12 protein-coding genes and 1 other RNA gene are annotated in these 15,420 nt (G+C 68.5%); 7 read left to right on the forward strand and 6 right to left on the reverse strand.

Annotation, left to right across the window (positions count from 1 at the left end; translation table 11 throughout):
- Window positions 1-19: 19 nt before the first annotated feature.
- The 4 genes from pheA to gyrA form a co-directional block, all read right to left on the reverse strand.
- On the reverse strand, window positions 20-1,159 hold the full coding sequence (gene pheA, locus ACEN96_RS12245) for a prephenate dehydratase (protein WP_495588286.1): 1,140 nt from the start codon (window positions 1,157-1,159) through the stop codon (window positions 20-22).
- Complete coding sequence (gene serC, locus ACEN96_RS12250) at window positions 1,152-2,276, reverse strand: 3-phosphoserine/phosphohydroxythreonine transaminase (protein WP_495588287.1); 1,125 nt, start codon at window positions 2,274-2,276, stop codon at window positions 1,152-1,154. Before serC ends, pheA begins: the two co-directional genes overlap by 8 nt.
- Window positions 2,277-2,404: 128 nt before the next feature.
- On the reverse strand, window positions 2,405-3,016 hold the full coding sequence (locus ACEN96_RS12255) for a DUF2059 domain-containing protein (RefSeq protein WP_495588288.1): 612 nt from the start codon (window positions 3,014-3,016) through the stop codon (window positions 2,405-2,407).
- A gap of 5 nt (window positions 3,017-3,021) precedes the next feature.
- Window positions 3,022-5,718: a DNA gyrase subunit A gene (gyrA, locus tag ACEN96_RS12260; protein ID WP_495588289.1), complete on the reverse strand. Its 2,697-nt coding sequence runs from the start codon at window positions 5,716-5,718 to the stop codon at window positions 3,022-3,024.
- A 259-nt stretch (window positions 5,719-5,977) separates the two neighbouring features.
- Here gyrA and ompA point away from each other — a divergent pair, with 259 nt between their 5' ends.
- The 7 genes from ompA to ACEN96_RS12295 all read left to right on the forward strand — a co-directional run bounded on the left by ompA (window position 5,978) and on the right by ACEN96_RS12295 (window position 12,285).
- Window positions 5,978-6,628 (forward strand): outer membrane protein OmpA, encoded by a 651-nt coding sequence (gene ompA, locus ACEN96_RS12265; RefSeq protein ID WP_343640249.1) that lies wholly within the window; start codon window positions 5,978-5,980, stop codon window positions 6,626-6,628.
- A gap of 175 nt (window positions 6,629-6,803) precedes the next feature.
- Entirely contained in the window at window positions 6,804-7,505 is a 702-nt protein-coding gene (ubiG, locus tag ACEN96_RS12270; protein ID WP_495588290.1) for a bifunctional 2-polyprenyl-6-hydroxyphenol methylase/3-demethylubiquinol 3-O-methyltransferase UbiG, read from the forward strand.
- Window positions 7,502-8,209 carry a phosphoglycolate phosphatase gene (gph, locus tag ACEN96_RS12275; protein ID WP_495588291.1) on the forward strand — a complete coding sequence of 236 codons (708 nt, stop codon included), beginning with the start codon at window positions 7,502-7,504 and terminating at the stop codon, window positions 8,207-8,209. Before ubiG ends, gph begins: the two co-directional genes overlap by 4 nt.
- A gap of 106 nt (window positions 8,210-8,315) precedes the next feature.
- Window positions 8,316-8,674: a transfer-messenger RNA gene (gene ssrA / locus ACEN96_RS12280) on the forward strand.
- A gap of 99 nt (window positions 8,675-8,773) precedes the next feature.
- Window positions 8,774-10,708, forward strand: coding sequence for a UvrD-helicase domain-containing protein (locus ACEN96_RS12285; RefSeq protein ID WP_495588292.1), 1,935 nt, complete (start codon window positions 8,774-8,776; stop codon window positions 10,706-10,708).
- Window positions 10,709-10,833: 125 nt separating this feature from the next.
- Window positions 10,834-11,823, forward strand: a complete 990-nt coding sequence (locus tag ACEN96_RS12290; RefSeq protein ID WP_495588293.1) for a hypothetical protein — start codon at window positions 10,834-10,836, stop codon at window positions 11,821-11,823.
- A gap of 42 nt (window positions 11,824-11,865) precedes the next feature.
- Window positions 11,866-12,285 (forward strand): hypothetical protein, encoded by a 420-nt coding sequence (locus ACEN96_RS12295; RefSeq protein WP_495588294.1) that lies wholly within the window; start codon window positions 11,866-11,868, stop codon window positions 12,283-12,285.
- 17 nt (window positions 12,286-12,302) lie between these two features.
- On the opposite strand, the gene ACEN96_RS12300 is transcribed toward ACEN96_RS12295, so the two are convergent.
- Window positions 12,303-13,127, reverse strand: a complete 825-nt coding sequence (locus ACEN96_RS12300) for an alpha/beta fold hydrolase (protein ID WP_495588295.1) — start codon at window positions 13,125-13,127, stop codon at window positions 12,303-12,305.
- A gap of 25 nt (window positions 13,128-13,152) precedes the next feature.
- Entirely contained in the window at window positions 13,153-15,306 is a 2,154-nt protein-coding gene (locus ACEN96_RS12305) for a TonB-dependent siderophore receptor (RefSeq protein WP_495588296.1), read from the reverse strand.
- Window positions 15,307-15,420: the final 114 nt, after the last annotated feature.

A 15,420-nucleotide genomic window follows, 5' to 3' on the forward strand; every position in this document is an offset into this window, starting at 1 on the left:
TTCGCTCAAGACTTCTGCGTCAGGACTTCAGCGGGTAGGCGCCGATGACCTTGTAGAACGCGCACAGGGATCGCAGCTCGGCCAGCGCCGCCGCCACGTGCGGCTGGGACGGATGGCCATCCAGGTCGATGTAGAAGTAGTACTCCCACTGACCGGTGCGGGCCGGGCGCGATTCCAGGCGCGTCATCGACACGCCGTGCTTCTTCAATGGCACCAGCAGATCATGCATCGCGCCCGGGCGGTTCGCCACGGAGACGATGAGGCTGGTGCAGTCCCGCCCCGTGGCCGGGGGGGTGGCCATGGTCTGCGGCAGGCAGATCACGGCGAACCGGGTGCGGTTGTAGGCCTCGTCCTGCACCGCGTGCGCGGTGATGTGCAGGCCGAACAGCGTCGCCGCGCGCTCGCTGGCGATCGCGGCGTAGGCCGGGTTCTGGGCGGCCAGCCGCGCGCCCTCGGCGTTGCTGGAGACGGCGCGCCGCTCGGCGTTCGGCAGGTGCTTGGAGAGCCAGTTCTGGCACTGGGCGAGCGCCTGGGGGTGCGCCAGCACCGCCTCGATGCCCTCCAGCGAGTTCTCCTTGCGCAGCAGGTTGTGGCGGATCAGCAGGCTGACCTCGCCGACCACATGCGTCGGCGTATGCAGGAACAGGTCGAGCGAGCGGGTCACCACGCCCTCGGTCATGTTCTCGACGCCGACGACGCCGTACTGCGCGCTGCCGGAGGCGGTCGCGTGGAAGACCTCATCGAAGCTGTTGCAGTAGATCAGGTCGGCGGCGCCGCCGAAGTATTCGATCGCGGCCTGTTCGCAGAAGGTGCCGAAGGGGCCCAGCACGGCCACGCGCTGCGGCGACTCCAGCGCCAGGCAGGCGGACATGATCTCGCGCCAGATGGCGGCGACGTGGTCGCCCTTGAGCGGCCCCGGGTTCGCGGTCTTGATCTTGGCGATCACCTGCGCGACGCGATCGGGCCGGAAGAAGGGCGTGCCGTCGCGGCGCTTGATCTCGCCGACCTGCTCGGCGACATGGGCGCGCTGGTTCAGCAGCGTCAGCAGCTGCGAGTCGAGGGCGTCGATCTGGTCGCGCAGCGCGAGCAGTTCGGGATCGGCCACCGGCGCCGGGGGCACCGGGGCGTCGGCATCGGGAGGGATCGGCGTGTCAGCCATGTCGGGTCTCGAAGTCTTTCAGGTAGCTCACCAGGGCTTGAACGCCCTCCAGCGGCATCGCGTTGTAGATCGATGCCCGCATGCCGCCCACCGACTTGTGGCCTTTGAGTTGCAGCAGCCCCCGCTCCCTGGCGCCGGCCAGGAAGGCGTCGTTCAGACGCTCGTCGCGGAGGAAGAATGGGACGTTCATCCGCGAGCGGCAGTGCGCCGCCACGCGGTTCTCGTACAGGGAGGAGCCGTCCAGCGCCGTGTAGAGCAGGGCGGCCTTGTCGATGTTGCGCTGCTCGATCGCCGCCAGGCCGGTCTTGCCGCCATAGGCGAAGCGCTTGAGCCATTGGAAGACCAGGCCGGCGACGTAGATGCCGAAGGTCGGCGGCGTGTTGTACATCGACTCGGCCTCGGCCACGATCTTGTAGTCGAAGGCGGACGGGCAGATCGGCAGCGCGTGGCCGAGCAGATCCTCGCGGACGATGACCAGCGTCAGGCCGGCCGGGCCGATGTTCTTCTGCGCGCCGGCGAAGGCGATGCCGACCTTGGACCAGTCGACCGGCCGCGACGCCACGTGCGACGAGAAGTCGATCGCCAGCGGCGCGTCGCAGCCCAGCGCCTTCAGGTCGGGCAGCGACTGGAACTCGATGCCGTCGATCGTCTCGTTGGTGCAGACGTGGACATAGGCCGCGTCGCGGCGCAACTGCCAGGTGGCCGGATCCGGGATGTCGACATACCGGCCGCCGGCCTCCGGCGCCGCGGCGTCGGCGGCGATGCGCACGTCGGCATAGCGGCGGGCCTCGCCGGCGCTCTTCTTCGACCAGGAGCCGGTGACGACCACGTCGACCGCGCCGCCCCGCGACAGGTTCATCGGGAGGATGGCGTTCTCGCCCAGCCCGCCGCCCTGCATGAACAGGATGCGGAAGCGGGCCGGCACCTGCAGCAGCTCGCGCAGGTCGGCCTCGGCGGCCTCGTAGATCGAGATGAACTCGCGGCCGCGATGGCTCATCTCCATCACGCTCATGCCCGAGCCGTGCCAGTCCAGCATCTCCTCGGCCACCAGGCTCAGGACCTCGGGGGGGAGGGCGGCGGGGCCGGCGGAGAAGTTGAACGGGCGGACGGGGTGCATGGCGACGCGGTGAGGACGGAACGGCGGCGGGATCTCCGGGGCGCCCGCCCAGCCGGCCGGTTCAGCCGGCTGGGCGGAGGCCTCGGGCGGCGGCGCGGCGGCGCCAGGCCGCCGCGCCGCCGAGGGGCTTACTTCTTCGGCGCGGGCTTGGCGGCGGGCTTGGCGCCCGACGCGGGCGCGGCCGGCGCGGCAGGGCCGGCTTCCAGGCCCAGCTGCTTCGCGACGCTCTGCTGCAGCGCGGTGAACTTCTCGTCCAGCTGCTTGCCGTTGTCGTCGATCAGCTTCTTGGTGTAGAGCTGCTGCAGCTCCTGCGAGGACTCGGCGAACTTCTTGCTCACCGGCGATTCCAGCCAGGCCAGCAGTTGCTTGAGCTCGTCCTCGGTGAACTTCTCGTCCAGCGCGACGCCCATCGTCGACGGCGCCAGCTTCGTGCCCTTGTCGACCAGCGGCTTGGCGTTGTCTTCCATGAACTTGCGCAGGTCGGTGTCGATCTGCTTGGCGACGGCTTCGCGCTTGGCTTCGGGCACGTTGCGCAGCGCCGGCGCGGCCTTGGCGGCGAGCTCGTTGACCGGGCGGCTCAGCACGCCCATCGTCAGCGCCTCGATGGCCGGCTGCTGGATCTTCAGGATCTTCGCGATGACGTCCTTCTTGGACTGCGGGCTGTCGGCCTTCTGTGCGAAGACGACGGGGCTCGCCAGCAGCGAGGCGGCGAGGGCGCCGGCTTGGATGGACTTCAGCAACAAGGTCATTCCTTCACGTCGGGGGTGGAATCGCCCGCGGCGCCCGTGGCGTCGCCGGCATCGGAACCGTCGGCGCCGGAGGCGTCCGCATCGGTCGATTCTGTCGGTTCGATCGATTCAACCGCATCGTTCTCCACGATGCGCTGCAGGCCCGAGAGCTTCGCGCCCTCGTCCAGCGAGATCAGCGTCACGCCCTGCGTGGCGCGGCCCAGCTCGCGGATCTCGGCAACCCGCGTGCGCACCAGCACGCCAGTGTCGGTGATCAGCATGATCTCGTCCTCCGGACGGACCAGCGTCGCCGCGACGACCTTGCCGTTGCGCTCGCTCTGCTGGATGGCGATCATGCCCTTCGTGCCGCGGCCGTGGCGCGTGTATTCGACGATGCTGGTGCGCTTGCCGTACCCGTTCTCGGTGGCGGTCAGCACGCTCTGCGTCTCGTCCTCGGCCACCAGCATCGCGATCAGGCGCTGATCGGGCTCGAGCATCATGCCGCGCACGCCGCGGGCCTGGCGGCCCATCGGACGGACGTCGTCCTCGTCGAAGCGCACCGCCTTGCCGCCGTCGGAGAACAGCATCACGTCATGCTGGCCATCGGTCAGCGCGGCGCCGATCAGGTAGTCGCCCTCGTCCAGGTCGACGGCGATGATGCCGGCCTTGCGCGGGTTGCTGAAATCCTTCAGCGAGGTCTTCTTGACGGTGCCCAGCGCGGTGGCGAAGAAGATGAAGTGGTCTTCCGGGAACGAGCGGAACTCGCCCGTCAGCGGCAGCACGACGTTGATCTTCTCTTCGGGCTGCAGCGGGAACATGTTGACGATGGGCTTGCCGCGCGCGTTGCGCGAGCCCTGCGGCACTTCCCAGACCTTGAGCCAGTAGACGCGGCCGCGGTTGCTGAAGCACAGCATCCAGTCATGCGTGTTGGCGATGAAGAGCTGGTCGATCCAGTCGTCGTCCTTCGTGGCGGTGGCCTGCTTGCCGCGGCCGCCGCGGCGCTGCGAGCGGTATTCGCTCAGCGCCTGGCTCTTGATGTAGCCGGTGTGGGAGAGCGTCACCACCATGTCGGTCGGCGTGATCAGGTCCTCGGTGCCGAGTTCCTGCGCGTTGTGCTCGATCACGCTGCGGCGCGCGCCCAGCTTGGTCTGGCCGAACTCCTGCTTCAGCGAGACCAGTTCGTCGCCGATGATGGTCGTCACGCGGGCCGGCTTGGCCAGGATGTCCAGCAGATCGGCGATCTGCGCCATCACGTCGCGGTATTCGCCGACGATCTTGTCCTGCTCCAGGCCGGTCAGGCGCTGCAGGCGCATCTGCAGGATCTCGCCGGCCTGCTCGTCGGACAGCTTGTACAGGCCGTCCTCCTGCATGCCGTACTGCGCGGGCAGGCCTTCCGGGCGGTAGGCGTTGCGGCCGCCGGCGGCTTCGCCCTCCGCGCGCTCCAGCATGTCGCGCACCAGCGACGAGTCCCAGGCGCGCGCCATCAGCTCGGCCTTGGCGACCGGCGGCGTCGGGCTGCGTTTGATGATCTCGATGAAGTCGTCGATGTTGGCCAGCGCGACGGCCAGGCCTTCCAGCAGATGGCCGCGCTCGCGCGCCTTGCGCAGCTCGAAGATGGTGCGGCGGGTGACGACCTCGCGGCGGTGCTCCAGGAAGACCGTGATCAGGTCCTTCAGGTTGCACAGCTTGGGCTGGCCGTCGACCAGCGCCACCATGTTCATGCCGAAGCTGTCCTGCAGCTGCGTCTGCTTGTAGAGGTTGTTCAGGACGACCTCGGGCACCTCGCCGCGCTTGAGCTCGATGACGATGCGCATGCCGGAGCGGTCCGACTCGTCCTGGATGTGGCTGATGCCCTCGATCTTCTTTTCCTGCACCAGCTCGGCGATCCGCTCCAGGAGCGTCTTCTTGTTCACCTGGTACGGGATCTCGTCGACGATGATCGCCTGGCGCGCGCCGCGGTCGATGTCCTCGAAATGGACCTTCGCGCGCATCACGACCTTGCCGCGGCCGGTGCGATAGCCCTCGCGCACGCCCGACAGGCCGTAGATGATGCCGGCGGTGGGGAAGTCCGGCGCCGGGATGATCTCCAGCAGCTCGTCGATCGAGCACTCCGGGTGCTTCAGCGCGTGCATGCAGGCGTCGACGACCTCGTTGAGGTTGTGCGGCGGGATATTCGTCGCCATGCCCACCGCGATACCGGCCGAGCCGTTGACCAGCAAACTCGGCAGGCGCGTGGGCAATACCAGCGGCTCTTTCATCGAGCCGTCGTAGTTGGGGCCGAAATCGACGGTTTCCTTGTCGATATCGGCCAGCATTTCGTGGGCGATTTTCGACAGCCGGATTTCGGTGTATCGCATGGCGGCGGCGTTGTCGCCGTCGATGGAGCCGAAATTGCCCTGGCCGTCCACCAGCATGTGGCGCAGCGAGAAGTCCTGCGCCATCCGGACGATGGTGTCGTACACGGCGCTGTCGCCGTGCGGGTGGTATTTACCGATGACGTCGCCGACGATGCGCGCGGACTTCTTGTAGGGGCGGTTCCAGTCGTTGTTCAGCTCGTGCATCGCGAACAGCACCCGGCGATGCACCGGCTTGAGGCCGTCGCGCGCGTCGGGCAGCGCGCGGCCGACGATCACGCTCATCGCGTAATCCAAGTACGAGCGCCGCATCTCCTCTTCGAGGCTGATGGGCAGGGTTTCCTTGGCGAACTGGGTCATGCGCGTGGGGCCGCGCGCACGCGTGCGCAGCCTCTGGAGAGAACGGAAGACGCTGATTCTAATTGCGGGCGCTTGTCGTGCTTGCGCAACAGCTTCATGAACAGTTGCACGGCGTGCCGCGAGAATGGAGGCGTCCTGTTGCCCTATGGCACAATCGGTTCGTCCCTAGGAGAAACCCTTGGTCAGGGAACTCCTGAGGTTTTAGTTCCGACATTGGACGTTTCGCAGGGCAACTGCGGCTTTCCTTGAGAGGAGAATCATGAAGAAACTGAACCGCGTGGCAGCTCTCTTTGCTGTCGCCGCTGTGGCCACCTCGGGCGCGATGGCCCAAACCGTGGACAACTGGCGCGCAACGGATGGCACCGTTTGGAAGAACGGTACCAACGAGCTGTGCTGGCGCGATACCGCTTGGACGCCGGCCACGGCTGCCAAGGATTGCGACGGCGCCCTGAAGCCGGTTGCCCAAGCTCCGGCCGCTGCGCCTGCTCCGGCGCCCGCTCCTGCGGTCACCCCGGCTCCGGCGCCCGCGCCGATCGTTGCTCCCACGAGCGAGAAGGTCACGTACGCCGCTGACGCCTTCTTCGACTTCGACAAGTCGGTCCTGAAGCCGGAAGCCAAGTCCAAGCTGGATGACCTGATCTCGAAGACGGGTGGCATCAACCTGGAAGTGATCATTGCCGTCGGCCACACCGACAGCATCGGTACGGACGCCTACAACCAGAAGCTGTCGGTTCGCCGCGCAGAAGCCGTCAAGGCTTATCTGGTGTCGAAGGGCCTGGAAAAGAACCGCGTCTACACCGAAGGCAAGGGCAAGAAGCAGCCTGTCGCCGACAACAAGACCGCGGAAGGCCGCGCCAAGAACCGCCGCGTCGAGATCGAAGTGGTCGGTACCCGCGCCGTCAAGAAGTAATCGATGTGAGAGGGCGGCTTCGGTCGCCTTCCTGCAAACCCCGCCAGCCTTCAGGCTCGCGGGGTTTTTTCATGGCGCGGTCATGAATCGCAGGGTCGTCCGATGCTGTCCCGGAATCATTTCGCACCGATGGAATCGGCCTCACGAGAGTTTCGCTCGGCTACCATTGCGCCCCATGGCGAATGTCGATGCAAAAGAGCTCGAGAAGTTCAGCGAGCTGGCCCACCGCTGGTGGGATACCGAAAGTGAATTCAAGCCCCTGCACCAGATCAATCCCCTGCGATTGAACTGGATCGATGGCCTTTGCGGCCTGAAGGGCAAGACGGCGCTGGACGTCGGCTGCGGCGGCGGCATCCTGGCCGACGCGATGGCGCGCAAGGGCGCGAATGTCCTGGGCATCGACCTGGCGACCAAGTCGCTGCGGGTGGCCGAGCTGCACGCGATGGAGGCCGGCACGGCCAACGTTGCCTACCAGGAGATCGCCGTCGAGGACCTCGCCGCGCAGCGCCCCGCGTCATTCGACGTGGTGACCTGCATGGAGATGCTGGAGCACGTCCCCGACCCTGCCTCGGTCGTGACGGCCCTGGGTCAACTGGTGAAGCCGGGAGGCTGGGTGTTCCTGTCCACCCTCAATCGCAATCCCAAGTCCTTCCTTTTCGCGATCGTCGGCGCGGAATACGTGCTGCGCATGTTGCCTGCCGGCACGCATGAATACGCCCGCTTCATCCGTCCGTCGGAGCTGGCGCAGATGTGCCGCGACGCGGGTCTGGAAGTGCAGGGCGCCAAGGGCCTGACCTTCAATCCGCTCACGCAGCGCTACGCGTTGAATTCGGATACCGACGTCAACTACCTGCTCGCCTGCCGCCGTCCCGCATGAGCACGGTGATGCCGAACTCCCCGATCGGCGCGCCGGTGCGCACGACGATTCGCGCGGTCCTCTTTGATCTCGACGGTACGCTGGTGGACAGCGCGCCCGATCTGGCGGGCGCCACCAACGAGATGCTCGCCGCGCGCGGCCTGCCCGAGGTGCCGTTCGAACGCCTGCGGCCGATGGTGGGAGCGGGCGCGCGCGGGATGATGGGGGTGGCTTTCGGCGTCTCTCCGGCGGAACTGGCATTCCCGGCGCTGCGTGACGAGTTCTTCGATCGCTACGAGCAGCGCCTGCTGCGCGAGACGCATCCGTTCGATGGCATCGCGGCGATGCTGCGCGCGCTCTCGGACGACGGCCTGAGCTGGGGCATCGTGACCAACAAGTCGGAGCGTTTCGCGCTGCCGCTGGCGCGGGGGCTGGGCTGGTCGACCCTGGCGGCGGCGGTGGTGGGCGGCGACACGACGCCGCACAGCAAGCCGCATCCAGCACCGTTGCTTGAGGCGGCACGGCGCGCGGGCGTATCGCCGGCCGAGTGCGTCTACGTGGGCGACGACGCGCGCGACGTCCTCGCGGGCCGCGCGGCCGGCATGCCGACGGTGGCGGTGCGCTGGGGCTATCTGGGTGACGGTGAGCCCATCGACGCCTGGGGCGCCGATGTGGTCCTCGACACGCCGGCGGCGTTGACCGAATGGCTGCGGCGTTCGCGTTGAGCACGCGGAGCCCCTGGTTCCTTCGATGCCGGTCGAATTTCAGAAAGATGTCGCGGTTGAGGTCTTGAAGTCCCGGCGGCTGGCATAATCTGAGACTTCTCTCTCTGGGGCCGACCTGGTTTCGACGTGGGTACGGAGTCGGAGTAGGGCATGCCGAGCACCAGTTCGCTCGTAAATCCACTGGAAACAAACTATCTGCGAACGATAGCAAGTACCTGGCTGCCGCTTAATGCGGTGACCCCTCGCAGCAGCTCGCCCATGGGCTGTGGTGGCAACACCGGCGAGGTTATTCACATGGGCTGGTCTTGAGCCGTGTCACACGGCGCCTGACGAGATCTAGTGACTGGCGTCTTGGTAGCGTGCTCCTGCGCGACCACGACGTGAGATTCAAATCAGAGAGCTAAGCATGTAGAACTGCCCGGCAAAGGCTTGCGGACGCGGGTTCAATTCCCGCCGGCTCCACCATCTCAATGGCTCGTGACCTGTCATGAGCCCGATCAAGCGCCCAAGTGATTCGTTCACCTGGGCGTTTTTCGTTTGACGGTCAGGACAGGAAAGGCGCGCATGGCTTGGAAGCAGTCCCCGTTCACGCCGACGGCCGAGCAGGCCCGCATCGAGCACGCCAAGGCCCGCCGCGTCATCGTCGAGGCCAATGCCGGCGTCGGCAAGACGACGGCGCTGTGCCTGCGCGTGCTGCGCATGATCCGCGAGGAGCGCGCCGACCCCGCCCGCATCCTGATGCTCACCTTCACCGAGCCCGGCGCCGAGGCCATCCGCCGGACCGTCGAGCGGCTCGGCGCGCCGGCCAGCCTCTCGCAGCGCCTGGGCGTGCGCACCTTCGACCAGTTCTGCGCGGTGCGGCTGCGCCGCATGGGCGAGCCGGCCGCGCAGGACCTGCGCCGTCCCGAGCAGATCAAGGGCGCCGTGCTGGCCGCCATCCAGACCGCGCGCGAGCACGCCCTGCAGTCCGGGCATGAGGACGACTTCAAGCTGCAGGGCAGCGGCCACCTGATCGTCGAGCGCCTGCTGAAGGACTTCGAACGCCTCAAGGGCGCGATGGTGCTGCGGCGCCAGGACGAGGACTTCCGCCTGACCCCGGACTCGGCGCTCGAGACCGGCTTCGACTACACGACGCTCGCCATCTTCCTGGCCTACGAGGCGGATCGCCTGGGCGGCGGCCCCGGCCGCGACGAGGTGCGCTTCCGTACGCCGGGAGACGCGACCTACGACATGGCCTGCGCGCTCACCGCCGCGGATCCCGTCTTCGCCTACGAGAACCATCCCTTGCGCGTCGGCCCGCTGCATGCGGTCGTCGTCGACGAGTTCCACGACATGAACCGGGCCATGGCCACGGTGCTGCGCGAGCTGCTGTCGCTGTACCCGGAGCTGCCTTTCACCGGCGTCGGCGACGTGGACCAGGTCATCCATGCCGAGAGCGGCGCCGACTCGTACTTCCTGCGCGCCGGCTTCGACATCGAGTTCGGCCGTGCCGAGCGCATGACGCTCACGCACGCGCAGCGTTTCGGGCCCGGCATCGCGGGGCCGCTCGAGGCCTTCGCGCGCAAGCCGTACCCCTCGCACCCGGAGCGGGGCGGGCGGCTCGAGGTCCTGCGGTTCGAAGGCATGCCGGAGCTGGTCCAGCACCTGCGCCGCGTGCGCGACGAGCGCCAGGCCGCCAAGGCGCCGCTGAGCGAGGTCGCCGTGCTGCTGCGCCATCCGAGCGCGGCGCTCGATCTCGAGTACGGCCTGCTCAACGCCGGCGTCGACTACGAAACCGCCGGCTTCGCGACCTACACGAGCCGGCCGGAGATGCTCTTCGTGCGTCTGCTGCTGGCCGCCGCGGTGGGCAGCCGCGACGCGTTCACCGAGGCCTCGTTCCAGGCGGCGAAGCTGGCGGCCTGGGAGTTCATCGGCGGTGCGCTGCCGCTGGCGGGCGGCGACGACCCCGACACGATGGCGAAGATCGTCAACGCGCCGCAGGGCGCGTTCCTGGACTTCATGCTCGAGGACCTGCTGGCGCGCACGCCCCGCACGCAGGCGGCCGCCTGCGTGCGCGAAGCCTTGAACATCGCGCGTGGCGACCGGGTGCCGGACCTGGTGCCGGCGCTGAAGGCGCTGCGCATGGCGCGGCTCGCGGAGCACGTGCTGGTGAAGGCGGAGGCGATCCGCGGCGCCGCCGCGTCGGTGCTGGCGCTGGAGCGCCTCGTGGAGCGCGAGAACTTCCTGTCCATCACCGAGATGCTGCGCGTCATCCGGGCGCAGGAGGAGCGTCAGCAGCAGGATTGGACCGCCCGGCATCGCCTCGTGCTGTCGACGATCGAGCAGTCCAAGGGCCTGGAGTACGAGCACGTGCTCATCCCTGGCTTGAACCAGGGCCAGTTCGATGGCGACGACGAGGACGAGCGCCATCGCTTCTACGTGGCCGTGTCGCGCGCGAAGCAACTGGTGCAGCTGATCCACGATGCCGGCCCGCCGAGCCGATTCCTCCCGCGTTCCTGAGCGCCTCCCCACTGCGGGGGAAGGGGTGACCGGTTCAGGGGACCCTGAAGGCGGGGGGCGAGCGCGTCCGTGACCTGCCGCGAAGGCGGAGCGATGGGGAGAATCGTCGCGGGAGGAGATCACCGATGACGACTGTTCCGATCGACCGGCGCGCCGATGCGCCGCGCGCCATCGCGCGCTGGACCCACTGGGGGCCGCTGTGCGCGGCCGGACTCGGCCTGGCGCTGCTCCAGGGCTGCGCGAACTATCAGGCCGCATCGTCCTTCGCCGCGCAGACGAACTCGCTGACGGGCATCGTCAAGACCGAGTTCGCGCAGCTCGACGCCCTGTGCACCTGGCAGGGCGAACTCGACATCGTCACCGCGAACCGTGACGACGAGCGACCGCTCGACGCCTGTCGCCAGTACCAGGCGGCACAGGGCCGGCTGGCCGATGCCACCGTCACGGTGCTCGAAGGCTATGCGCAGGCGCTCGCCGGGCTGGCGGACGACAAGCCCTTCGATCTCTCGCCGGACATCCATGGGCTAGGACAGAAGCTGCAGGGCCTCAAGGACAAGGAGGGCCGCGCGCTGGTGAGCGATCGCGAGGCGGGCACGCTGACGAAGCTGGCCGACGCGCTGCTGCGCATCGCCACGGAGCGCAAGCGGGCCGAAGGCATCGCGGAGATGGCGCGGCAGGTGCCCGACCTGCGCGTCACCGGCCAGTTGCTGAAGTCCTTCTTCGTCGCGTCGGCCGACGCGCCGCCCGGCCGGGCGCAGCCGCCGTACCGCAACTTCGCGGCGATCCTGCAGCAGCGTGGCGACCAGAGCGGCAAGCTGCTGAACGGCCCCGCGCTGCGTGCCGCCGAGCCGATCCGCACCGCCGAACTGCGTCGCGAACTCGCCCAGCGCGCCGCGTTGCTGAAGACGCGCGCCGAGGGCGGCGATCCCGATGTGCCGCGCCGCATCGCCGAGGCCATCGACGCCTGGCTGCAGGCGCTCGACGTCTTCGAGGCCGACGCGCTGAAGACGGAACCGGCGGCGCTGCTCGAACGGCTCAAGGCCCTGCGCGTGAAGTTACAGGCGGCGCGGCAGGCGGCGGGCCTCACCGGCCAGGGGCCGGGCTCGGGCTTGTGAGTCCGGCGCGCGGGGAATCATCAGCGACGAGGGAGACGACAGATGGCCGATGAGGCATTGCCCACCGCGACCGCCGGGGTCGCGATCACCGGAGCGGAGCTCCAGGACTCGATCGATCGCCTTCGCCAGTGGGCGGAGGATCTGGATGCCGTGGTGGCGAGCGCCACGGAGGTTCAGGAGGCGCAGGCCGCGGCGCGGCTGCAGCAGGATCTGCTCGATCAGGCGCTGGTTCTGGTCGGCGCGCAGATCGACCTGATCGCCGGCGAAGCCCAGGTCGCCGCCGCGCACATCAACGCGGCGACGCAGTACGCGCAAGGCGTGATCGCGCGGATCGCAGATTGGAAGCGGCGCATCGAGAAACTCGGCCAGGTGCTGGACTTCCTCGCGGTGCTGGCGACCGGCAGCGGGACGAAGATCGTCGCCGCGGCGGTGACGCTCAAGCAGGGGCTCGACGAGGCTTGACCGGTCTCGAGGCGCCCTCAGCGCAGATGCGCGAGGAACGCCGCGATCGCCGCGATCACCTCGTCCTGCGCCTCGCGATGCGGGCCGTGGCCCAGGCCGGCCATCGTCAGCCGGGTGACCGGCCCTGAGACGAGCGCCGCGATCAGGTCCTGGTGCGCGGGACTGCCGTATTCATCGAGTTCGCCGTGGATCGTCAGCACCGGGCAGACGACGCGCGGCAGCACCCCGCGCAGCGACCAGCCGGCGAAGTCCGGCGCGAGCCAGCGCTCGGTCCAGGCATTCAGCACCCATGAGGCCTTGTCGCCGTGATACCGGCGCAACCGGTCGATCTGTCCCGGCGCCTGGAAATCCTCGCGTGACGCGCGCACGCCGGCCAGCGTGCGGTCCTCGAGGAAGGTCTGCGCCGCGATGGTGATGAGCGCTTCGCAGCGGTCGGGCAGCTGGGCGGCGATCTCGATCGACATCCCGCCACCGACGCTGTGCCCCATCGCGACGAAGCGCCCGATGCCGAGCTGGTCCACCACCGCGGAGAACCCGCCGCGCGCCTCATCGGCGATGAAGCCGGGATCGGGCAGGGCGGCGAGCGCGCTGGACTCGCCGAAGCCCAGGCGGTCGTAGGCGACGACCCGGCGCCCCGTCGCGACCGCAAGCGCCGCCGGCAATCCTCGCCACAGGCTCACCGCGCCGAGCGAATCGTGCATCAGCACGAGGGGCGCGAGGCCATCGCTGCCAGTTGGGCCCGGCACTGGCGTCCAGCAGCGCGCGTGGATGGTGCCGCCGTCGTGATGCACGGCGTGGCGGGTCTGCTGGCAGGGCTCGGGCTCGCAGGCAATGGGCGTCATGCGCGGAATCGGGGTCTTGCGGGGCTCACAGTTTGTAGTCGAGCGACACGCCGACGCTGCGCGGCGCGCCGTAGATCGCACCGTAGGCCAGCCCGGCGACGTACTTCTTGTCGAACAGGTTGTTGACGTTCACGCGCAGCGTCGCGGCCCGGGTCAGCTCATAAGAAGCGAAGGCGTTGGCGACGACGTACGCGCCTTGCTTCGCGCCGCCGAGCTTGCTCACCTCCGACTGCCAGCGGCCGCCGACGCCCAGACGCAGCGCGGGCAGGGCGGGCACGCGGGTGTCGACGCGGAAGTTCAGCGTGTGGCGCGGCACCCATTCGTAGAGGTCCTGGCCGTCGGCGCCGGTCAGCATCAGCCGCGTGTAGCCGACGGTGAGCTTGGTGTCCTTGGCGACTCGGCCGGTGGCCTCCAGCTCGAAGCCCTTGGACTTCACGTCCTGCGGGAAGTACCAGCTCTGGTTGTAGAACGGGCTGTTCGGGTCGTCGATCGTGCCGCCCAGCGTGGCCAGGCCTTCCTGCTTCGCGGTGAAGACGGCGGCGGTGGTCAGCAGCTGCCTGTTCAGCCACTCGGCCTTCACGCCGGCCTCGGCGTTCACGCCCTTCATCGGCGCGAGATAGCGGCCCTGGGTGTCGGTCTGGTCCTGGTTCTGGAAGATGTCCGAGTACGACACGTAGCCGAGCAGCTCGGGCGTGAAGTCGTAGGTCAGGCCGACATAGGGCGTGGTCTTCTTCGTGTCGGGATAGCTGACGTTGTTGGCGGCGTTGCCGTAGATGGACTGGCCTCTGCGCTCGAGCTTCACCGCGTTGACGCCGAGCACCGCGTGCAGCGCGTCGGTCAGCGTCAGGCGCGAGGCGGCGTACAAGCGCGTCAGCGTCTGCTCGCCGCGCGTGGACGGCGTGCGCGGGCCCCAGTCGGGCTCGGTGTAGACGTCGCCGCCGTACGGGAAGGCGGGCAGCGGATCCGCGGTGTGCGTCAGCGCGGCATAGGTGTCGGTGGCGGTCTTCTGGCGCGACTGGCTCAGGCCCACCAGCAGCGTGTGCTCGCGGCCCAGCGCCGAGAACTTGCCGTTGAGGTTGGCATCGAAGACATGGTTGTCGCCGCTGCCCAGGCTGCGGTACGGCCAGCCGCCCAGGCCGGTGTCGTCGGGGTTCAGCACGCCGGTCTTGTAGACCGGGTCCAGCACGCCGGAGGAGGCGTAGAACAGCCGCGCCGCCTCGTTGCTGTGGCGGAAGTTGTACGTGAGCTTGGCTTCCCAGTCCTGGCGCAGCTGATGCGTGTACTCGGCGAAGGCGCTGTAGGACTTGGTGTTCCAGTAGGTCCAGTTCTGCGAGGTCGACGAGCCGCGCGGGAAGTCGGCCTGCGAGCCGTCGCTGCGGCGCAGCGTCAGCGAGCCCCACATCGGCGAATCCTGCTTCGCATCGACGGCGGTGACGCCGACCGTCAGCACGCCGTTCGCGCCGATCTGGCCGTCGACGACGCCGTACACCGAGGTGCGCTTGTCATGCAGGTCGCGCAGGTAGGAGTCCTTGTCCTCCTGCGCGACGACGAAGCGGCCGGCCCAGGTGCCGTCCTGCGTCAGGACCTTGTTGTAGTCCAGCGCGGCGCGCTTGAGGCCGTAGGAGCCGAGCGTGACGTTGAACTCGCCGCCGTCCTCGTTCTTCGGCCGCTTGCGGATGTAGTTGATCGTGCCGGACGAATTGCCCACGCCGGTCAGCAGGCCGTTGGCGCCGCGGATCAGCTCGATGCGCTCGAACAGGAAGGTGTCCTCGCGCCCGACCACGGTGCCCCAGGCGTTGGTCATGCCCAGGCCGTCGACCTGCGTCAGCTGGATCTCGAAGCCGCGCGCGTTGAAGGTGGCGCGGTTGGTCTCGTACTGGTCGACGTTGATGCCGGTGGCCAGCGCGAGCGCCTCGTTGCTGCCGCTCAGGCCGAAGTTGGCCATGTCGTCCTGGTCGATCGAGCTGATGGTCTGCGGCGTGTCCTTGATGTCCATCGGCAGGCCGGTGGCGCCCTTGGAGACGCGGTTGGCGCGCTTGCCGGTGACGACGATCCTCTCGAGCGCGCGGTCCTGCGCCTGGGGCTGCGGGTCGGCGGACGTGGACTGGGCCAGGGCGGGGCCGCCCATCGCGAGGGACGCCGCCAGCGCGCAGGCGGTCATCAGGAATTGCTGCTTCATCGAGGGTTCCGAGGGGGGTCGGGCGGCGGGATTGGGGGATCGCGCCACCTGGAAGGAGGGGTCGCGGACAGCCGTCCGGCGAGTCAGATGCGACTCTATCTCAAATGCGAGTAA

The organism is Roseateles sp. Mitsp63 (genome assembly GCF_059491535.1).